Here is a 22,544-nt window from a genome sequence, read left to right on the forward strand (position 1 = left end):
TCACTTTAGATAACCTATGAGATATATTACTTTTATGCCTGTAGTGCAACCTTTAATTTTTCTAATCCTTCATCCACTACTAACTTTGAGACATTTAATGGTGGTAGCAGGCGGATAACATCATCTTTAGCGGAAGTAATCAATAATCCTTGTTCAGCAGCTTTGGTAATTACATGCCCAACTGATTTCGTCAGTTTCAAGCCGATTAATAATCCCTTTCCTCTAATTTCTTTAATGGCTAGGGACTGCCATGACTCAATTTCATTAATGATATATTGTGACACTTCTTGCACATTTGCCAACAAGTGCTGCTTTTCTATCGCTGAAAGAATATAGTTTCCAGCTGCTGTTGCTAGGGGATTGCCACCGAAGGTTGTGCCGTGATCTCCCGGTTTAAAATGACTGGCGACATGATTTTTAGCCACAAGCGCACCAATCGGTAACCCACCTCCTAATCCCTTAGCTAAGGTAATAAGATCTGGTTTTAGACTCGTCTGTTGAAAAGCAAACATGGTACCGGTTCGGCCGATACCGGTTTGAATTTCATCAACGATCACTAAAACTTTTTCCTTTTTCTGAATTTCATTCACAGCAGCAACATATTCTGGCGTAATTGCATTGACTCCACCCTCTCCTTGGATGACCTCCAGCAAAATAGCACATGTATTATTGTTCACGGCTGCTATTAAGTCGTTTATATCATTAAAATCGACGTATTTAAAGCCCACAGGTAGTGGTTTAAATGCAGTATGCATGTCTTCTTGACCGGTCGCTGTTAAACTGGCCAAAGTTCTACCATGGAAAGATTGGTTCATGGAAATAATTTCAAAAGCATCGGGACCCTTCATTTCAGTCCCCCATTTACGGGCTAGTTTAATGGCTGCTTCATTGGCTTCTGTACCCGAATTAGCGAAAAAAGTCTTGTCAAGATTTGATACTTCGCTTAATTTTTCAGCTAGTTTGATCCCATTTTCATTCCAGAAAAGGTTAGATACATGTATCAAATTGCCTGCTTGCTTAGAAATGTATTCGACGAATTCTTGGTCAGCGTGGCCTAATACATTGCATGCAATGCCAGAAATGAAATCGATATACTTTTTTCCATCTAGATCCTCAACATAGGCTCCTTGACCTTTGACTAGGACAGTTTCTTGGCGGTTGAAAGTATGCATGGTGACTTCCTGACCCAATGCAATCAGTTCTTCTGTATTCATTATATACTCCTAACTGCGGTAATCAGCGTTAATCTTAATGTAATCTTCCGTAATGTCACAAGTCCAAACAGCTATTTGGCTCTTACCTAATCCTAAATCGATATCAATCGTTATTTCTTTTTCTGATAATATTTCAAAGGCTAAGGCTTCGTCAAAATCTAATCCTTGTCCGCCCTTACAAGTAAGTATTGAACCTTTTTTCGAGATAAATTGAATTTTGATTTTGCTCGGATCTAGGTAATTTGGCTGTGCTTGACCAATAGCTGATAATACACGTCCCCAGTTGGCATCTTGACCGTAAATTGCTGTTTTGACTAAGGAGGAAGTGGCAACTTGTTTAGCAATCCCCTCTGCATCAGAAAGGCTACTTGCACCTTTGACTGATACAGTTACGAATTTTGAAGCACCCTCCCCATCTGCTACAATTTCCTGTGCCATCATTTGGCATATTTCTGTTAATCTCTCTTGGAAGAGGAGAATATTTTGCTTAGTTGGGTTAACAGATATTTTATTGGTAGAAGCCAAAATTACAGAATCATTTGGGCTAGTATCTCCATCAACTGAAATTTTATTGAAAGTCTGTCTAACTGCTTCTTTTAGTAATTGCAATAAGGTTGCTTGCCCTAAATCTAAGTCGGTTACGATATATGACAGCATAGTGCCCATATTAGGGTGAATCATACCTGAACCTTTGGCAATTGCAGCTAAATGTACTGGTTTACCCTCTATTTCAAAAGCTATTGCTTTTTGTTTAATGGTAGTATCTGTTGTCATGATTGCTTCAGCTGCCTGAATAGAGTCTCCATCGGTTAGATTATGGCTTAAATGTGCTACCTTTTTATCAAAATTTGTTAGATCCATTGGCACACCGATTACACCAGTTGAGCAAATCAATACCTCATCAGGGTGAATAGCTAATTTATTCGCTAGTGTTTCAGCCATGATTTTGACATCCGCATCCCCTTTTTCTCCATTAAAGGTATTAGCGTTTCCTGAATTAGTCATAATTGCTTTGAATGTCGCTTGTTCATTTAAAAGTTTTTTATCATACTTGATATGATGAGATTCAATGGCATTCTTCGTAAAGACGCCTGCCATTGTTGCACCTTTAGGAAAATAAATAAGCGCCAAATCTTTGTTACGATGTTTAAAACCTGAATGTACTCCTGATACCCAGACATTGTCGATAGCACAGAAACCTCCAGGGATTATTTGCTTCTCCAAAGAAGTAGGCGTACGTTCAACGGTAGTGATAGTTACATGATCTATTTGTGGCATATCTTGACTCCTTTCTTAAAGCGTTACGGGAAAATGGGCGCTTGGCTAAGACCAGTAGTTTGGTCAAGTCCAAACATTAAATTCATATTCTGAATTGCTTGTCCTGCTGACCCCTTCACCAGATTATCGATCACAGCAAAGATAACTAAACGATTAGTTCTTTTATCTATCTGCACTTGAATTTGAGTAAAATTACTAGCACGGACAGCCTTCATCTGTGGTAATTGATTTTTTTCTAAAATTTGGATAAAGTAGTTATCCTGATAATAATTTTTGTATATTTGTTGGACTTTGTCTTCTGAAACTTCTGAAGTTAAGTCTACATAAATAGTTGTATAAATCCCACGCTCAGTCGGCAATAAGTGTGGGGTAAATTGAACAGTTACCGGACTTTTTGTTATATGATTTAAAACTTGTTCAATTTCTGGGATATGACGGTGAGTTAGTGGGTTATAAGCATAAAAGTTATTCCCTAATTCTGTCAGTAGGTTGGCTGCTTTTGCTGACCTTCCAGCGCCTGATACACCTGTTTTGGCGTCAATAATAATCGAATTCTTCTGAATAAAATCAGCATCGATAATAGGTAGCAAAGCTAATAAGCTACAAGTTACAAAGCAACCTGGATTAGCGATTAAGTTTGCTTGTTGAATTTCTCTAGCATACAATTCTGGCAGTCCATAAACTGCTTGAGCTAGGAGTTCTGGTTCTGTTTGTTGAACACCGTAATATGCTTCATATACTTCTTTATCTTTAATTCGGAAGTCTGCCCCTAAATCTATCACTTTCACATCATAACCCTGTGCGGCGCTTGCAATTTCCATAGAAACACCATGTGGCAAGCATAAAAATAATACGTCTACTAAATCAAAAATATGGTTGGGGTCATAAGCTATGAAAGCTTGATCAATAAGTCCTTTAAAATGTGGATAGTAATCTTGAACCTTTGTCCCAACTTGATTTCTTGAGGTTAAACAAGTTAATTCTATATCCGGACGGGTAACCAGTAAACGAATAAGTTCTTCACCCGTATAACCGGTTGCACCGATAATACCTACTCTAATCATCTAATCACCACCTTTAATCGCTTGACTTGGCCAAAATAGATGCCCATTGGTAGCTGCCATGATTGCTTTAATTGAATGGAGTCGATTTTCTGCCTGTATAAACTGTTTAGCATAGTCTGCCTGGAAGACTTCATCGGTCACTTCCATTTCTTTATAGCCATATTGATCTAATACCTGTTGTCCATACGTTGTTTCTGCATCATGGAAGGCAGGTAGACAATGCAGGAAAATAAACTGATCTGATTCTACATGATCAATTAACTTTTGGTTAACTTGAAATGGCATTAATTGTTGAATACGTTCTTCAAAACTGGCTTCTTCTCCCATAGATACCCACACATCCGTATAAATAACCGTAGCTGATTTAACTGCTGCATAAGGATCATTTGTAACTATTATTTTAGTTTGCGTCGTCTTCGCTATATCTTCTGCCGCCTTTAAAATCATTTGATCAGGTTCTAATTCTGGACTAGTTGCAATCGTTATGTCCACGCCTAATTTTGCACCGGCAATCATTAGAGAGTTCGCCATATTATTACGACCATCACCTAGATAAACCAAATGCTGCTCTTTTAAAGTGCCAAATATTTCTTTTATCGTCATAAAATCTGCGATCATTTGCGTTGGATGCCAAGAATCAGTTAACCCATTCCAAACTGGCACACCAGCATGCGCCCCTAATAGTTCAACTGCTTCTTGGTCAAACCCACGATATTCGATGCCATCGAACATTGAACCTAACACTTTTGCCGTATCAATGACTGATTCTTTTTTGCCAAGTTGAATATCATTAGCCCCAAGATATTCGGGATGTCCACCTAAGTCATTTACCGCAACGGTAAAGGCTGCACGTGTACGAGTGGATGATTTCTCAAATAAAAGTGCGATATTTTGACCTTTTAAATATTCATGAGGAATATTGGCTTGCTTTAAATGCTTCAAATGTAAGGCGAAATCAATCAAAAATTCAATTTCTTGACTAGTGTAATCTAATAATTTTAAAAAGTTTTTATTTTGTAAATTCATTTTCTTACCACCTTTTACGCTGTAATCATTGTACCGAGGCCATTTTTAGTAAAAAGTTCTAAAATAATAGCATGAGGAATAGTGCCGTCAATAATTTGACATGAGTGAACGCCAGATTGAATTGCACTAAGACAATTTTTTACCTTAGGAATCATACCTCCAGTAATTACTTCATTTTCAATTGCTATTTGAATTTCTTTAGCGGACATTTCTGAATATAAGCTAGTGGGATCAGCTGGATCCTCATATATGCCATTAATATCCGTTAGATAGATCATTTTCTCTGCTTTTAAAGCTGAGGCAATTGCGGCTGCAGCTTCATCAGAATTGATATTCAAGCTCTCCCCCTGAGGTCCATAAGCAATCGGTGAAATAACAGGTAATATATTATCTGCAAGCATTTGATGCAGATATGCTGTATTTACTTTGGTAACTTCTCCCACCAACCCCAACGCTTCATCTTTCTTCACTGCCTCCATTACCTTATTGTCCTTACCTGATATTGAAATAGCAGCAATCCCTTCTTCATTTAGCATAGTTGTCAAATTTGGTGAAATCAACCCTGTTAATACCATCTCCACTGTCCGCATCACATCATGAGAAGTCACTCGCAAACCATTCATAAATTGCGGTTCAACTGCCTGTAACTCAAGCATCCGGTTAATTTCAGGTCCACCACCATGCACAATAATTGGTTTCATACCCGCATAAGATAGCCAAGCAATATCTGAAATTACTCGCTGACGAATTTCTTCAGAAACCATTGCATGCCCACCATATTTAATGACTATAATTTTTTGATAAAAATCTTTTATATAGGCCAACGAATCAATTAAAATATTAGCCTTTTCAATATCTTGCTTACTAATTTCTATCACTTTTATCCCCCTCCTAATAAAAAATACCCCTATATCTGCTTATTGCAAATATAGAGGCGTTTAACCGCGATACCACTCTACTTAGCCTTTTCACAACTACTTGAAAAAGACTATCTCTTATCCTAACGTGGATATTACGTCCTTGTTCAGTTTAACCCTTACAAGAAATCTATAAAGCACGATTCATTTGGTTAATATCAGTAGTCTCACACCGTCACTACCTCGCTAAGTATATACCGCAAATTACTAACTTTATCTTTGATTCAATTATATAAAAAAAGCCCCGTCCCATGTTCAAATAGAACATAGAGACGAGGCTTATCCGTGGTACCACTCTAGTTAATTCAAATCGAATTCACTCATTTTTGTTAACGCTGCATCAGCGAAATTGACTACTTGTCATTCACCAATTTATCCATGAAGTGCGGTTCAGCAACCTTATCATATTAGGCTTCCACTCTATCCTAATTCGCTGTAAATCCAATAGTTACCTACTCTCTCCATACTTGATTTTAAATATTTCTATTATTCTATTAGAAAATAATGATAATGTCAATTAAATTTTAATCCTTTTTTAAATATGGTGATATATATTTTATAACACAACCTTGTAAATATTAGACTAATTGAAAGCAACTAGCTTTTTTCTTCTAAAGCCGTAGCATAAGCTTTAAAAGTATCTAAATGGGTAAAAAGTGGTACAAGGTGACTAATAGCTGCCATTCTAGTAGATAAACCTCTTTCGTAACCAGGTACATTACCTGTGGTATCTACTACGATTTGCCCCTTATCTTGAATGATAAACTGGTCTAAATCTTCAGTATTCTTAAAGCTAGTAAAGACCTCAGATATTATTTCTTTTGAACTATCATTAATATTTACTACTATTTCGTAACCAGCATTATATAGATTTTTTAAACTATTTTGAATTTCTTCTAATTCATTTTCGAATATATTGAATACGATAGTGCCTTTTTTGATTAAAGGAATATTCGCTCCCTCAAAAGCGTTTTGTAAAGCACTAGCATAAGTTTTTCCAGTACCCATCACTTCACCAGTAGATTTCATTTCTGGACTTACAGCAGGATCAACACCATTTAACTTAGTAAAAGAGAATACGGGTGCTTTTACATGTACCTCATCTCCAGTATAGTCATATAAACCAGTTCCCAATCCTTGGGCTTTTAAGCTAGTTCCCATAATCACGTTAGTAGCAATTTGTGCAATCTCAATATCAGTCACTTTAGATAGGAAAGGCAAAGTTCTGCTTGCTCTCGGATTCACTTCGATTACAAAAACTTCTTCATTCTCTACGATAAATTGAATATTTACCATTCCAATAGTTCCTAAGCCATTACCAATTTTAACTGTTTCTTCTATAACCTGATCAATCACTGGTTGAGACAATCTTTGTGTCGGGAATACGGCCATAGAATCCCCAGAGTGAACACCAGCAGCTTCAATATGTTCCATAATTCCTGGGATAAAGACATCTTGTCCGTCACAAATAGCGTCCACTTCAACTTCTATTCCTTGCACATAATGGTCAATTAAAATTGGTGCTTCACGGTTTAATTTTTTACTTTCAACCAAAGCATCATTCATATATGTAGTTAAATCTTCTTGATTATAAACTACTTCCATTCCTCTACCACCTAAGACAAAAGAAGGTCTAACTAAAACTGGATAGCCACCTATTTTTTCAGGTATTGCAAGAGCCTCTTCTAAATTCAAAGCTGTATCTCCTTTTGGTTGTGCAATTCCTAATTGTTTTAAGGCCTGTTCAAATAGTTTTCTATCCTCTGCACGATTCATATCTTCAACTGATGTCCCAAGAATTTGAACACCTGCTTGAGTTAAATCATTGGCCAAGTTAATTGCTGTTTGGCCACCAAATTGAATCATCACACCTACCGGTTGTTCACGTTCAATAATTGCCATAACATTTTCAAAAGTAACGGGTTCAAAGAATAATTTGTCAGATATCGAAAAGTCTGTAGAAACTGTTTCTGGATTAGAATTGATGATTAGCGCTTCATACCCAGCCTTTTGTAATGCTTTAACACAATGTACTGTCGCATAATCAAATTCGATTCCTTGACCTATTCGAATTGGACCAGATCCTAAAACTAAGACAGATTGCTTATCTGTAGTCGTTTTTGGCTTGTTTTCTCCGTTATAAGAAGTGAAGTAGTAACCAGATTCACCATAATCTCCCATTCCCCAAATTGTAACCGGAATAAAGTTTGGCGTGATGCCATTGGATTCTCTAAGGTCCTTCACTTCGCTAGCAGTTAAGCCAGCAATTTCTGCAATTGTTTGATCATCAAAGCCATTCTTTTTCGCCTCTCTTACTATTTCAAAGTTTTGAGGTTGATCTTTGATAGCTTTTTCGATGTCTACGATATGTTTGATAGCTTGAAGGAATAATGGACGAATTTTAGTTAATTCATATGCCTCTTCAACTTTCATACCGCGACGAATTGCTTCAGCTAGATAGAATATCCGATCGTCTTTTACCTCTACTAGCTCTTTCATAATCTTTTCATCTGAAGCGTTACTAGCATCCACATCAAATAAATGAGCATGGCCATTATCCAATGATTGAATAGATTTTAGTAAAGATTCTTCAATTGATTGCCCAAGTGACATGACTTCACCTGTAGCCTTCATTTGCGTCGTCAAGCTTCTACCGGCATGTTTAAATTTATCATTAGAAAAACGCGGTACCTTTGCAACAGTATAAGTGATATCTTTTGGATCATAGTCAGAAAAATGCGTCTTCGTGTAAGGGTTATACAACTCATTAAAGCAGTAACCTACTGCGATTTTGGCTGCTACACGAGCGATAGGGAATCCTGTTGCTTTTGAAGCTAGAGCTGAAGAACGCGAGACACGTGGATTTACTTCGATAATATAGTATTCATTACTATCAGGTTTTAGAGCCAATTGCACATTACAACCACCCTCAATTTCTAAAGCTTGAATAATTTTAAGTGCAACTTCAGCTAGCAAATCATTCTGTTCATCGTTAAGAGATTGATTAGGGGCAAATACAATTGAATCACCCGTATGAACACCTACTGGATCGAAATTCTCCATAGATGTAATTACTTTGGCTTCTCCCGAACTATCTCGCATTACTTCGTATTCTATTTCCTGGTAACCAGCAATAGATTTCTCAATTAGACATTGGCTTACCGGTGATAACGTCAAACCATTTTTAACAATCTGTTCAAGTGAATCTTGATCTTCACAAATACCACCGCCTGATCCACCCATTGTAAAAGCTGGGCGTACAATGATAGGGTAGCCAATAGAATTGGCAAAATCGATTGCTTCATCAACTGTGTGCACAATGGTTGAATCAGGAACTGGTTGACCAATTGACGTCATCAAGTTTTTAAATAATTCTCGATCCTCAGCTTGATCAATCGCTTCTAGGTTGGTCCCTATTAATTCAATACCTAGTTCTTCTAAAATTCCAGAAGCATCCAATGTCAAAGCCATATTTAAACCCGTTTGACCACCTAACGAGGGTAAAATTGCGTCTGGCTTTTCATCATAAAGGATCTTAGAAACCATTTCTTCAGTAATCGGCTCGATATATATTTTGTCTGCTATTTTTCGATCAGTCATTATGGTCGCTGGATTCGAATTAATCAGAACAACTTCGTAGCCTTCTTCTTTTAAAGCAAGACAAGCTTGGGTTCCAGCATAGTCAAATTCGGCAGCTTGTCCAATAACAATTGGACCTGATCCGATAACTAGAATTTTGTGAATATCTGTTCTCTTTGGCATATTTTTTCCCCTTTTCTAATGGCCTACCGATTGCATAACAAATCCACCAATTTCCCTAAATCGCTTAGTTCCAAATAAATGTCTGAAACTAAGGATTTATTAGAAATTAGATGCTGATTGGCTTATTAAAAAAATATCTTCACGTGCTTTCATAAGCAGTTCAGTGTAATTCTTGGTCAGTCGACTCTATACACGTTTGTGAAGTAGTTTTTCCTCTGATGTACTTTACGCTATGTTGAATTATAGGTCAAACAGAAAATGAAAAAAAATATATATTTCTCATTTATTCACAACTATTTTATTATCAAAAAACCATTTATTACTATATATGTAATAAATTAGTAACTGATATCTCCTAACAGTATTCAAATATATATAATACAATTTTTGTATTTTATATGGCCATTATTTTATTTTTTTACTAGATGGCAGAACTTTATCAAGCATACTAGTAGATAAAAACGAATACGCTATAAGCGCTACCCATTAGAGCTAAACTACAATTCACTATCTAAGAACATAGATGAAATCTGAATACATTCGATAACCATTTACTGATGTCAATAAATTTCTCTAGTAAACAAAAAAGAGGCTACGACAAAAATATCTCAGCCTCTCTTTGCTATATAAAACATGTTTATAATCGGGTTTCAAAAGTCAGCCTTGTCCGATACTACCCAAAATACGCCAATCACATTTCGTTATTCTTCGGCTGTTGGTCTAGTACGTCAACGCTAAACGACTTTTGTCTCATCTTCTCTAATATATTTATTCTAAGAAATCTTTCAATTGTTTTGAACGAGATGGGTGGCGTAACTTTCTCAAAGCTTTCGCTTCAATTTGACGAATTCGTTCACGAGTAACACCAAATTGTTGCCCAACTTGCTCTAATGTCTTCGATTGACCATCTTCTAATCCAAAACGTAAACGCAACACATTTTCTTCACGATCTGTCAGAGTATCTAGTACTTCGTTTAATTGTTCTTTCAATAATTCAGCAGAAGTATAGTCAGCTGGGCTTGTAGCATCAAGGTCCTCAATGAAATCTCCTAAATGAGAATCATCTTCTTCACCAATTGGTGTTTCAAGTGACACTGGCTCTTGCGCTATTTTAAGAATATCACGTACTTTTTCAGTTGGTAAGTCCATTTCAGCCCCAATTTCTTCTGGGGTTGGTTCGCGGCCAAGGTCTTGTAATAGTTGGCGTTGAATACGAACTAACTTGTTAATCGTTTCGACCATATGTACTGGAATACGGATTGTACGTGCTTGGTCAGCGATGGCACGAGTAATTGCTTGTCGAATCCACCACGTAGCATATGTAGAAAACTTGAATCCTTTATGATAATCAAATTTCTCAACAGCTTTCATCAGACCCATATTTCCTTCTTGAATTAAATCTAAGAAAGACATACCACGTCCTACATAACGTTTTGCAATAGACACAACTAAACGTAAGTTTGCTTCCGCTAATTCTTGTTTAGCTATTGGATCCCCTTGCTCAATACGTTGTGCTAAGGAAACCTCTTCGTCAGCCGTTAATAATTCAACACGACCAATTTCTTTCAAATACATTCTAACTGGATCATTGATTTTAACATCAGAAGCAACAGAAGTAGGATCTACCTCTTCTTTTTTCACTTTTTCAGCTTCCTTGTCGGCTTCTTTGTCCATTTGGCGCATTGTTGGTTCGCCATTTTCATCCACAACTGCAATACCTTGATCTTCGAATTTTTCAATCAGGCTATCCATTTCTTTATCATCCAATTCGAAAGGTTGTGCGATTTTATCGCTTAAATCAGTATACTGAATTGTACCAAAAATTTTCTTCTCAGCTATTAATTGTTTGGTAGCTTGGTTAAGTGTGATACCATCCACTTTTTTCTTTGCCATTCAATTCGCTCCTAACATAAATCAAAAATTAGCATCATTAAATTAACTATTACGATTTTTTAGTTGTTTCAATAAATCAATTTTTTTCTTGATCAAAATACCAATTTGTGCAAAATCATCTACGGATTTTGCATAAGCAATTTCATCATCTAAAGTTTGCATCTTTTGTTCTATACTCCCTTTAGTTTGTATATTATAAATAAGGTCTTCCACTTCACCTTCACCAATATCAGGGGCGACTTCTAAGTTCATTACTTCAGCAACCAAACGTTGCTCTTCAGCGCCTGTTAAAGCTTGTAAGAAGTCTCCTGGATCTATTTCACCATCTATGTTTTGTTTCCTATCCCTATAGTCTGACAGTAGCATATAGACCGTTTCAACTTCACTAGATTGGAAATGAAAATCCTTATTCGCTATGAGTAACCATGTCTCACTATTATAGAGTAAACGATACAACAATAGCAATTCACTTTTTTCAAGTTGTGTCTTTTTCTGACCTCTTGTAACTCCAACCTCAGGCACTGCTAGGTTACCATCATTAAAATACTGAGATGACCTATGGCCCTGTTCCTGATATGATTGATAATTCTGTTTATTTGAAGTATAACTCTCTAATTGTTGCAAGAGTGTATCTTTAGATACACCCGTATCTTCAGAAATTTCACTGATATAAATATCTCGCTCAATCGCTTGCTGTGTTTTTGCAATCGCCTCAAGCATCACATTTATAAACTGAATCTTTCCATTGTCCGTTTCAAGAGAAAACTTCTTCCGATAGAAGTTTCTCATAAAATGTATCGGACTCATTCTTTTATTTATAACAAAATTGGCATACTTCTCGCCACCATATTTTTGTATAAATTCGTCTGGATCTAAATTCTGTTCAAAAGATAGCACATTTATTTTCAATCGATTACTTTGATCTTGAATCAAATTGATCGCTCGTAACGTTGCTTTTTGACCTGGAGTATCTCCATCATAAGCAATTAAGATTTGTTTGCTTGCCTTTTCAATCACTCTAATTTGATTACTAGTTAAACTTGTTCCCATAGAGGCAACACCGTTTCCTATACCCTCATTATGAGAAGCAATTACATCCATAAAACCTTCAAACAATACAAGTTCTTTGGCTCGTCTAGCTTCACTTTGAGCTAAATCAAGATTAAATAGGAAAGTATTCTTTTCAAAAATCTCTGTCTCAGGACTATTTAAATATTTAGCAGCATCAGGATAGTTCTTTTGATGCATCGACCCAGGTAAAATCCGCCCAGAGAAACCCACAGTCTTACCTATTACATCTCTTAGTGGAAACATAATTCTACCAGCAAACCGATCTTTTAAACGATCTTGATCCCCTACAAAAATGCCAGACAGTTGTAATTCTTCAACCGTAAATTCTTTATTTAAAAGGTGCTGAGCTGCTAACCTACCATCTTCAGGTGCAATACCTATTTGATAGGTTTCTAGTGTTTCTTTACGCAATCCTCGATCATATAGATATTGCAATCCTAGATTTCCATTTTCAGTATTCATCAACAAATAGTGATAAAATTGCCTTAATTCTTCATGAATTTGAATTAACCGATTCTGTGTATTACTATAGTTGTTTGTCTGCTGTCCATCTTCTAGAGCAGACCAGTCGAAAGAGACTGAAACATTTCCAAGTTCTGTTACTTTCTGAACAGCTTGTGGGAATGTATAGCCTTCAATTTCTTCCATAAAACGAAAAACATTACCCCCTCGACCACATGAAAAACAGTGAAAAATCTGTTTTTCTTCATTTACTGTGAACGAAGGCGTACGTTCTTCATGAAATGGACAATAACCAAAATAGTTACGGCCTCTTTTTTGTAAGTCAACAAACTGACTAGTTATATCAAGGATATTTACATTGTTTTTGACTTCATTAATGACTTCCTCTGGAATAAAATTCGCCAATTGACCACCTACTTTTGCCGGCAAAAACTCACAATAAATATAGCGGAAACCAAATCAAAATGCAATCGATATGGACATATTATTTGAATAATTATTCTTCAAGTTCAAATTCGCCATCTAAAACAGCTTGAATAATTTCCCAAGCTTCGTCTCTACCATTTTTTGTTTCAGCTGAAAATGGTAAAATTTGATCAATTGATTCTAATCCTAATGTTTTATAAATATCACTTAGGTGTTTATTCCATTGACTTTTCTTAATTTTGTCACTTTTTGTTGCGATAACAAAATAAGGTACGCCATGGTAATCCATGAATTCTTTCATTTGAATATCATCTTTGGTTGGTTTATGGCGAAAGTCCACTACAAGAAGTGCTAAAACTAGGTTTTCACGGGTAGTAAAATATGTTTCTAACATCTCGCCCCATTTTGCTTTTTCAGTTTTACTCACTCTAGCGTATCCATATCCAGGAACGTCTACAAAATAGAACAAATCTTCAATTTGATAGTAATTTAACTGTTGTGTTTTTCCAGGCTTACTTGATGTTCTAGCCAATTTTTTTCGATTAATCATCGTATTGATAAATGAACTTTTTCCAACATTTGACCGTCCCGCTAAAGCAATCTCAGGTATTGTAGAAGCTGGATACTGCTCTGGCCTTACGGCTGAGATTAGAAATTCAACATTATGCACGTCCATGAAAATCTCCTTTCTGACACAAAAAGGAAAGACTAAAGCCAGTCTTTCCCATTGTATTTCATACATTGCAACGCTTAGACTTATTTAAGCGATTTTTTTGCCTTCTAAATCAAATAAATCCGGTTCAATATCATCATTAATGACCGAAGCTGTAATCGTCACTTTTGAGACGTCATCACGAGATGGAATCTCAAACATAATTTCTAACATTGCTTCTTCAATAATTGAACGGAGACCACGGGCTCCTGTTTTACGGTCTAAAGCCTTCTGTGCTATCGCATCAAGCGCTTCATCAGTAAATGTAAGTTCAACATCATCCATCTTTAACAATTGCTGATATTGCTTTACTAAAGCATTTCTTGGTTTTGTTAAAATATGAACTAAATCTTCTTTGGTTAACTTATTTAAGTTAGCCATAATTGGTAAACGACCAATAAATTCAGGAATTAATCCAAATGTTTGTAAATCTTGAGGAATAGCCTGTTGCATAATCGCATCATTATCATTTAAAATCTGATTCTTTGAACTATTACCAAAACCGATCACTTTTTCCCCGAGGCGTTCTTTAATAATTGGTTCAATACCGTCAAAGGCACCACCTACAATAAAGAGTATATCGGTTGTATCTACTTGAATCAATTCTTGATGTGGATGTTTACGCCCACCTTGTGGCGGAATGTTTGCTTCAGTTCCTTCTAAAATTTTCAGTAACGCCTGTTGAACACCTTCACCAGAGACATCACGTGTAATGGAAACATTTTCTGATTTACGCGCAATCTTATCAATCTCATCAACATATATAATCCCTTTTTGGGCACGCTCCACGTCAAAATCAGCAGCCTGTACTAATTTGACTAAGATATTTTCAACATCTTCCCCAACATAACCCGCTTCTGTCAATGTCGTTGCATCCGCAATCGCAAATGGCACGTCCAAAATACGCGCTAACGTTTGAGCTAAGTATGTTTTTCCTGAACCAGTTGGTCCCATTAATAGAATATTACTCTTTTGAAGAGAAATGTCATCATCAGCAGCTTCGTTGTTAGAAGAAATACGTTTGTAATGGTTATATACTGCTACTGACAAAGTCTTTTTGGCTTGATCCTGGCCAATAACATAATCATCTAAGATGGAACGAATTTCAGTTGGTTTTGGTGGTTCAACCATTGTATAAGATTCTTCTCGTTCTTGGCTAACTTCTTCATCAATAATTTCCTGACACAGTGCTACACATTCATTACAGATATAAACACCCGGTCCAGCGATGATTTTGTCTACCTCATCTTGTGATTTTCCACAAAAAGAACAGTGAATCGTTGTTTGTTCATCATCATTATACATGCTATCCGTTCTCCTTTCCCTTTTTACATCATCTTATTGTGCCAAATTCTTGACTTTAAGTCAATTTAAATGTCTTCATTTTATATGTTTTAGGTCTATTGTATATCATATATGATAAGTCTAAAAATGTAACCAGTTTATCGTTCGGGAATTCTTTTAAATTACTAGTATTTTACTAGTCAATATTTTATAATGATTAGCAGTGCAAAAATTTGAATAAAAATAAGAAAAGGAGATCACTATGAGTATTATTCGCGGAATTATCGGTCTAATTGTCATTGGACTTATTGCTTTATTACTTAGTAAAGACCGTAAGAACGCCCGTATTAAACAAGTAGGCATTTTATTGATTATTATGTTTGTTTTAGCCTTCGTTGGTTTAAGAACAAGCTTTGGGATCGCAATTTTGGAAGGTATATCAGAGTTCTTTAACTGGTTAATCTTACAAGCAAATGGTGGTACCGAATTTGTTTTTGGTGAGGGATCCACAGGATATGGTATTTTCTTCCTAAACGTTTTAATGCCAATCGTATTTATTTCTGGTTTGATTGGTATCCTTCAATATATTAACGTCCTACCATTTATCGCTAAATTCTTAGGTAAAGCCCTTAATAAGGTGACTGGTATGGGGGAAAATGAATCATATATTGCTATCATGATGGCCATGCTTGGCCAATCAAACGGTTTCATTACAATTAAGCGCTACATTGATAAATTCTCGCCCGAACAAATATTTACATTTGCGTTAATGGGGTTATCTTGTGTATCTGCTACGACTATTGCTTCTTATATGCAAATGGTTGATGGTAAATTTGTAGTAGTAGCCATTCTTTTAAATGTCTTTGCCGCTTTCGTCATCGTCTCATTGATGACACCATATAATCCACAAACTCTTCAGGTAGATTTTAACCCTATTGAAGAAGCTAAGGAAAATGAAGGTATTGAAGAAGAAAACTTTTTCTCCGTATTGAGCGACTACATCTCTAGTGGTTTCCAAATTGCTTTAGCAATTGCTGGATCATTAATTGGTTTTACAGCTTTAATTACCTTCCTTAATTCATTAGCTAGTTTGGTATTTGGCATAGATTTCTTTACTATCCTTGGTTACGTTTTCTCCCCACTTGCATATATAATGGGTGTTCCAAGTACGGATATCGTAAGCGCTGGTTCTATCATGGCTTCCAAATTATTAACCAATGAATTTGTCGCCTTAGGTGAAGTTCAAGCGGTTGCAGGACAAATAACAGAGAAAACAATGGCAATGATGTCAACTTATGTTATCTCATTTTCAAATATCGCAACTGTCGGCATGATTATTGCTTCTGTAAAAATTATGTCAACTAAACAGGCCAAAGTTATCGCAAACAATACATGGCGTTTAATCATTGCATCAGTCTTAGTATCTATGATTTCAGCAACAATAGTTGGTTTCTTCTTCTAATTTAGAAAGCTGGTTCATCAATCCATTTTAATAAACTTGTATAAGGCATTGTCTTTCTTCTATCAATTTGAAAGCCAATGCCTTATACTTTACTTAGGATAAGATATTAAAATATCCAACTTTTTAGGGGGTTTAAATATGAAATTAATCTTAGATTTTGATACGGGTATTGATGATGCAATGGCTATTGCACTTGCTTTGGGCGAAGAAGATGCAGAAGTAATCGGTATTACATCTGTATTTGGAAATGCTGAAGTTGACAAGTGTGTCCACAATGCCTCAGCGGTATTAAAATTATTGGACCGCGAAGACATTCCGGTTTTCCGAGGCGCTGCCCACAAGATTGGCGCAAGTGAAGATTATATCCAAGAAAAAGCATCTGGTATCTTTCATGGGCTAAATGGCCTAGGGAATATTGAATTACCTGCTGGCAATAATATCTCTGATCAAGATGCTATCGATTTTATTATTGAGTCTGCAAACAAATACGGTGAAGAATTAGTCTTAGTAACAACAGGACCTTTAACAAATGCTGCATTAGCAATTCAAAAGGATCTACCTGCTATGCAAAAAATTAAAGGTATTGTATCAATGGGCGGTGCGCTAACTGTACCAGGAAATGTTAGCCCCTTTGCTGAAGCAAACTTCTGGAAAGACTCTGAAGCAAATAATATTGTTTTCGATTCTGGATTGCCTATTAAAGTGATTGGTTTAGATGTTACTTTACGAACGCTAATCACCGACACTGATATTGCACCTTGGTTAGAAATGTCTGAAGCTGCCCAAGTTTTCCATGAAATTGTCACTTACTACTTTAAAGCTTACGCTAATTCATATGAAGACCTTACAGGTTGTGCATTACATGACCCATTGGCTGTCTCTGTTGCACTTAACAGCGACTGGGTGACTGGTGAAACATTCCGCATCAAGAGCTTATACGGCGAGCAAGAGGGGCGCTTAGTTCAAGATCAATCAGCATTAAACCGTAACGAAAAACCAAATGTATTTGTTGCGCTAGGTGTTGACGCAGAAAAATACAACAAACATTTCTTAGATACTATCAAAAAAGCATTTTAATAGTTAGCGCGTAAAAAAACCGAGCACAGGCTCGGTTTTTTTCTACATATGGGAAAGCCAGTAACTCACTGGCTTTTATGTTCGAATAATCTTAAATTATGCTTCTTCTACAGTGTCAGTGATTAAAGCCATTGCTTTCTTCAATGCAATATCATTTTTTAACATGTCTTCTGTTACGACATTTTTAACTTCTTCAACAGTCATGTTGTAAGTTTCAGCTAATGTAGCAATTTCTTTTTCTACATCTTCAACTTTTGCAGTAATGTTTTCATCTTCAACGATTTGCTCAAGAATTAAGTTCGTTTTTACGCGTGTATCAGCATCTTCTTCGAATTGAGCATGTAAGTCAGCTTCAGTTGTACCTGTTAATTGGAAGTACATTTCTTTAGAGATACCTGAACGTTGCATTTCGTTTAAGTAGTGATCCATTTGACGGTGAACTTCTTCATGTACCATTTCGTGTGGTAATTCAGTAATTTCAGCGTTCTCTACTGCTAAACGTAAAGCTTCTTCTTCACGAGCTTCTTTAGCTGCTGCTTCTTTTTGCTCAGTTAATTCTTTACGGTATTTTTCTTTTAATTCGTCTAAAGTTTCAACTTCTTCATCAACATCTTTAGCAAATTCATCATCTAATTCTGGCACTTCTTTAGTTTTTACTTCATGTACTTTCACTTTAAAAGTAGCATCTTTACCAGCTAATTCATCCGCATGATATTCTTCAGGGAAAGTAAGGTTTACTTCTACTTCATCGCCTTCTTTTACACCAACTAGTTGGTCTTCAAAACCAGGGATGAATGAGTTAGAACCTAATTCTAATGAATGGTTTTCCCCTTTACCACCTGCGAAAGCTTCGCCATCTTGGAAACCTTCATAGTCGATAACTACTGTATCGCCATTTTCAGCAGCCCCATCTTTTAATGCTAATTCACTTAAATTAGCTTGCGCTGCAGATAAACGATCATTGATTTCTTCTTCAGTCACTTCAACTTCTTGTTTAGAAACAGTTAGGTTTTTATATTGACCCAATTTAACTTCTGGTTTAGTTGCCACGTATGCAATTAATTCCCAGTCAGCATTTGGCTCGGCAGATTTAATATCAAAGCGAGGTTGTGTAACAATATCCAAGCCTGATTCTTCAACAGCTTTTGTGTAGGCTTCTGGTAAAACGATGTTTACAGCATCTTCAAGTAAAGTTTGTTCACCAAACATTCTCACAAACATTTGATAGTTTACTTTTCCTTTACGGAAACCTGGTACAGATACATCCTTTTTAATTCGGTTAAAAGCTTGTTTCTTAGCTTGTTCTGCATCTTCTTTTGCTACGGTAAAGTGTAAAATACCTTCATTTGTTGATGTTTGTTCATAATTTACTGACATTTAAATTCCCCTAACTCTAGTTATATTTACTAATCGATTACGTATTTATGCATAATCTTGACATCATAAAATACTACACTAAAACTCACGAGTTGTCTAGTTAATGAGCCAAAATCGCCTTTAATGTTATAATAAACTTGAGGTTTTTTCTTGTTTTTATATTAAAATCCATGATAAAACTATTGTACAAAGGACAAATAGGATAGAATAGAATAAATATGGTCTCTTAGATAATGACCATATCTAAAGGAGGGCATCATGAGATATCCTAATGGTAAAATCTACCATAATCAGACAAAACATTCCCTATCCCCAGCTTCTAAAGGGAAGTCAAGCTTTGCTAAACGTGGTATGAAGTTAGAAGAAATGATTAATCAGACCAACCAGTGGTATTTATTGCGTGATAAAGCTGTTATTCACAAAAAGCCAACACCTGTTCAAGTTGTGTCAGTTGACTACCCAAAAAGAAGTCGTGCAAAAATAACAGAGGCTTACTATAAATCTGCTTCCACAACAGACTACAATGGTATTTACAAAGGAAAGTATCTTGATTTCGAGGCTAAACAAACTAACCTTAAAACTAAATTTCCTCTTCATAATATTCATCAGCATCAAATAGATCACATGACAAATTGTGCCAAGCATGGTGGTGTTTGTTTTGTCATATTTCTATTTAAAGAACTTCATGAAGCCTATGTATATCCCATTACTGCTTTATTAGAAGATTGGACAAATTTTTTAGCTAACGATATCACTGCAATCCCTTTGAAAAAAATTCAAACTAAAGGTTTTTCAGTAGATATGGGCTACCAACCCCAAATTGACTATTTAGCAGCAGTGGATAAAATGATAGCAGTGAGTGATTAAAATTAAACAAACTTACTAGGAGTGATAAACATGAGTCAAGATCAAAACTCAAGACGACGAAGTCAAAACAATAGAAAATCGTCTAAGAAAAATCAACGCAAGCGAAGCTCGTCAAACCGTTCTGGTATGGCCCTTTGGAAAAAGATTTTAATTGGGATTGTTGGACTAGGTGTAGCTATAGGGGTTGCCCTTTCCATTATTGCTTTTTTATGGATTTCTGATAGCCCTTCAATTTCTGAAGAAGATTTGTATGGCACGATTGCATCAAGTGTATATGATAACGAAGGTAATGTCGTTTATGAAACAAGTCAAAATGATCGTATAATTGTTGACGAAAATGATATTTCACAACAAACATTTGATGCTGTAATATCTATTGAGGACCGCCGTTTTATGAAGCACAACGGTTTTGATCCTATTCGTATAGCAGGTTCATTTTTAGCTAACTTAAAGGCGGGTGGGATAGCACAAGGTGGTTCAACCCTAACCCAGCAATTGGTTAAATTGACCTCTTTTTCAACGAATGAAGAGGACCAGACCTATAAACGAAAAGTGCAAGAAATTTGGTTAGCAATTCAAGTAGAACAAGACTATTCTAAACAAGAAATTTTTGAGTTTTATATTAATAAAGTATATATGGCGAATGGTGTCTATGGTATGGGTACTGCTGCTGAAGTATATTATGGTCAATCATTAAGTGAACTATCTTTAGCGCAAACCGCCCTACTAGCCGGAATGCCCCAGGCACCAAATGCTTATGATCCATATTCTGAACCTGAGGCTGCTTTAGAGAGAAGAAATCTTGTACTTTCTGAAATGCTAGATAATGAAAAAATTACCCAAGAAGAATATGACGAAGCTGTTGCAACGCCTATCGATGAAGGCCTATTAGATATCGAAAGTGAATCTACTGCTGAAACACAAACGGCAATTATGCTAGATGCTTATATTCAAGAAGTTGCTGCTGAAGTGGAAGAAGCTGGGTATGATATGTATTCAGATGGTTTACAAATCTATACACACCTAGATATGGATGCGATGACTGAAATCTACAATACGATCGAGGATGAAGATGGTTATTTCTTCACAAACGATAATATGCAAGCCGCGGCTTCACTTGTAGATACTGAAACAGGACATATACTCGCCCTTTATGGCGGCCGTAATCAAGATGGGCAACTATCATATAATCGCGCAACTCAGTTAGAACGAAGTGTTGGCTCATCAATTAAACCATTTGCTGATTATGCAACGGCTATAGAGTATCTGAATTATTCAACTGAATCCTCTATTAAAGATGAGGAACACGAATTCTCAAGTGGTGATGAAATTAACAACTGGGATAACTTATATCAAGGTACTATTACACTTCGCCAAGCCTTAATTGGTTCACGTAATATTCCAGCTTTAAAACTACTGCAAGAAGTAGGTACTGAACAAGTAAATGAATTCCTACAAAGTATGGGCATTGTGTTAAATGACGGAAATGGTGTTTACGAATCAAATGCTATTGGTGGTGAGATTACACCATTACAATTAAGTGCTGCCTTTGCTACTTTAGGTAATTATGGTGAATATAACCAGCCACGTGCGGTTGATTATTTCACAACGATAGATGGTGAAGAAGTTACTATTGATTCAACAAGCAATCAAGCAATGGATGAGTCCACTGCATATATGGTAACCGATATGCTCAAAGATAACTTCACGGATACTGCATACGGATTATCTACTAACTACCATACAGCTGGTCTAGCTGAAGCAGGTAAGTCTGGTACCACCAACTATACAGAAGAGCAAGCTGCTGAACTCGGTGTTGACTCAAGTGCTGTACCGGATACCTGGATGTCAGGTTATACAACTGATTATGCCCTATCAATTTGGACTGGTTATGATAACCCATTCTCTACCGATGAGGTCGGTTATATTGATGGACCAGATCGATATATCGTAAGTTATCTATACCAAGCTATTATGGGATACCTATCCACTACTTCAGAAAATGCGGATTGGGTACAGCCTGATTCAGTACATGAAGTGAAATTAGTTAAAGATGCAATACCAGATGAATTCCCAACTAATGCGACACCTTCATCACAGGTGTTAACTGGTTTAGCAAATGATAGCCTTTATAAGGATTATCAAAATTGGCTAGCATCTGGAAATGCGATTGTTCAATCATCGTCGTCTTCTAGTCGTGTATCTTCTAGCAGCTCAAATTCACCTGCTTCATCGTCAAGTTCAAGTGCATTATCATCAGTTGAAGAATCGATGGAGGAATCAAGTTCTTCTGATATTGAAACATCTGAATCAAGTGAGAGTGATGGTTCAGAAGTGGAGGCCCCTTCAAGTGAAGTGGATTCTTCAACTTCCGAATCTATACCTGAAGAACAACCAAGTGCTTCTTCATCAGTATCAAGTCCAGCAGGTTCTGATGATACTATAGGTGAAGATGAAGCTGCCTAATTAATCATGATCTCTAAATAATAAATTGTAGAGGCTGGGACAAAAAATGTCTCAGCCTCTCTTTGCTATATAAGAACGTTTATAATCGGGTGCCAAAAGTCAGCATTGTCCGATACTGCCCAAATGTCTCCAATAACATTTCATTATTGTTCGCCTTTTGGTTCAGTACGTCAATTCTAAACGACT

General features: G+C 36.3%; 15 protein-coding genes and 1 other annotated feature. Of the genes, 4 read left to right on the top strand and 11 right to left on the bottom strand.

Translation table 11 applies throughout. The annotated features are described in order from the left end of the window. Window positions 1-32: 32 nt before the first annotated feature. The 10 genes from CJ191_RS01380 to clpX form a co-directional block, all read right to left on the bottom strand. Entirely contained in the window at window positions 33-1,214 is a 1,182-nt protein-coding gene (locus CJ191_RS01380) for an aspartate aminotransferase family protein (protein ID WP_070469137.1), read from the bottom strand. Window positions 1,215-1,223: 9 nt separating this feature from the next. Continuing rightward, window positions 1,224-2,492 (bottom strand): bifunctional glutamate N-acetyltransferase/amino-acid acetyltransferase ArgJ, encoded by a 1,269-nt coding sequence (argJ, locus tag CJ191_RS01385; RefSeq protein WP_102198762.1) that lies wholly within the window; start codon window positions 2,490-2,492, stop codon window positions 1,224-1,226. A gap of 23 nt (window positions 2,493-2,515) precedes the next feature. After that, the gene (argC, locus tag CJ191_RS01390; protein WP_070469136.1) at window positions 2,516-3,556 is read right to left on the bottom strand and encodes an N-acetyl-gamma-glutamyl-phosphate reductase; all 1,041 of its coding nucleotides are present in this window, start codon (window positions 3,554-3,556) and stop codon (window positions 2,516-2,518) included. Beyond that, window positions 3,557-4,582, bottom strand: a complete 1,026-nt coding sequence (argF, locus tag CJ191_RS01395) for an ornithine carbamoyltransferase (protein WP_102198763.1) — start codon at window positions 4,580-4,582, stop codon at window positions 3,557-3,559. It abuts the gene before it with no gap. Between the two features lie 14 nt (window positions 4,583-4,596). Continuing rightward, window positions 4,597-5,460 (bottom strand): acetylglutamate kinase, encoded by an 864-nt coding sequence (argB, locus tag CJ191_RS01400; protein ID WP_102198764.1) that lies wholly within the window; start codon window positions 5,458-5,460, stop codon window positions 4,597-4,599. Window positions 5,461-5,764: 304 nt separating this feature from the next. Then, window positions 5,765-5,976 (bottom strand) — a binding site (T-box leader). A 120-nt stretch (window positions 5,977-6,096) separates the two neighbouring features. Further along, window positions 6,097-9,261, bottom strand: a complete 3,165-nt coding sequence (gene carB / locus CJ191_RS01405) for a carbamoyl-phosphate synthase large subunit (RefSeq protein WP_102198765.1) — start codon at window positions 9,259-9,261, stop codon at window positions 6,097-6,099. Between the two features lie 768 nt (window positions 9,262-10,029). Continuing rightward, on the bottom strand, window positions 10,030-11,154 hold the full coding sequence (rpoD, locus tag CJ191_RS01410) for an RNA polymerase sigma factor RpoD (protein WP_070469132.1): 1,125 nt from the start codon (window positions 11,152-11,154) through the stop codon (window positions 10,030-10,032). Between the two features lie 42 nt (window positions 11,155-11,196). Beyond that, complete coding sequence (gene dnaG, locus CJ191_RS01415; protein ID WP_257994097.1) at window positions 11,197-13,092, bottom strand: DNA primase; 1,896 nt, start codon at window positions 13,090-13,092, stop codon at window positions 11,197-11,199. A 91-nt stretch (window positions 13,093-13,183) separates the two neighbouring features. Next, window positions 13,184-13,789, bottom strand: a complete 606-nt coding sequence (yihA, locus tag CJ191_RS01420) for a ribosome biogenesis GTP-binding protein YihA/YsxC (protein WP_070469130.1) — start codon at window positions 13,787-13,789, stop codon at window positions 13,184-13,186. An 84-nt stretch (window positions 13,790-13,873) separates the two neighbouring features. Then, a complete protein-coding gene (gene clpX, locus CJ191_RS01425; protein WP_102198767.1) occupies window positions 13,874-15,130 on the bottom strand; it encodes an ATP-dependent Clp protease ATP-binding subunit ClpX in 1,257 nt (418 codons plus the stop codon). 241 nt (window positions 15,131-15,371) lie between these two features. Between clpX and CJ191_RS01430 the strand changes: the two genes are divergently transcribed. After that, window positions 15,372-16,571, top strand: a complete 1,200-nt coding sequence (locus tag CJ191_RS01430) for a NupC/NupG family nucleoside CNT transporter (protein WP_070469128.1) — start codon at window positions 15,372-15,374, stop codon at window positions 16,569-16,571. A gap of 138 nt (window positions 16,572-16,709) precedes the next feature. Further along, window positions 16,710-17,648 carry a nucleoside hydrolase gene (locus tag CJ191_RS01435; RefSeq protein WP_102198768.1) on the top strand — a complete coding sequence of 313 codons (939 nt, stop codon included), beginning with the start codon at window positions 16,710-16,712 and terminating at the stop codon, window positions 17,646-17,648. A 96-nt stretch (window positions 17,649-17,744) separates the two neighbouring features. Here CJ191_RS01435 and tig read toward each other — a convergent pair whose 3' ends face one another. Further along, window positions 17,745-19,025: a trigger factor gene (gene tig, locus CJ191_RS01440; RefSeq protein WP_102198769.1), complete on the bottom strand. Its 1,281-nt coding sequence runs from the start codon at window positions 19,023-19,025 to the stop codon at window positions 17,745-17,747. Window positions 19,026-19,283: 258 nt separating this feature from the next. Here tig and recU point away from each other — a divergent pair, with 258 nt between their 5' ends. Both recU and CJ191_RS01450 read left to right on the top strand, forming a co-directional pair. Further along, window positions 19,284-19,892 carry a Holliday junction resolvase RecU gene (recU, locus tag CJ191_RS01445; RefSeq protein ID WP_083272745.1) on the top strand — a complete coding sequence of 203 codons (609 nt, stop codon included), beginning with the start codon at window positions 19,284-19,286 and terminating at the stop codon, window positions 19,890-19,892. 30 nt (window positions 19,893-19,922) lie between these two features. After that, window positions 19,923-22,358, top strand: coding sequence for a transglycosylase domain-containing protein (locus CJ191_RS01450; RefSeq protein WP_102198770.1), 2,436 nt, complete (start codon window positions 19,923-19,925; stop codon window positions 22,356-22,358). The last annotated feature ends 186 nt before the right edge of the window (window positions 22,359-22,544 follow it).

The sequence above is a fragment of the Aerococcus viridans genome (assembly GCF_002871935.1).
Taxonomy (GTDB): Bacteria; Bacillota; Bacilli; order Lactobacillales; family Aerococcaceae; genus Aerococcus; species Aerococcus viridans_B.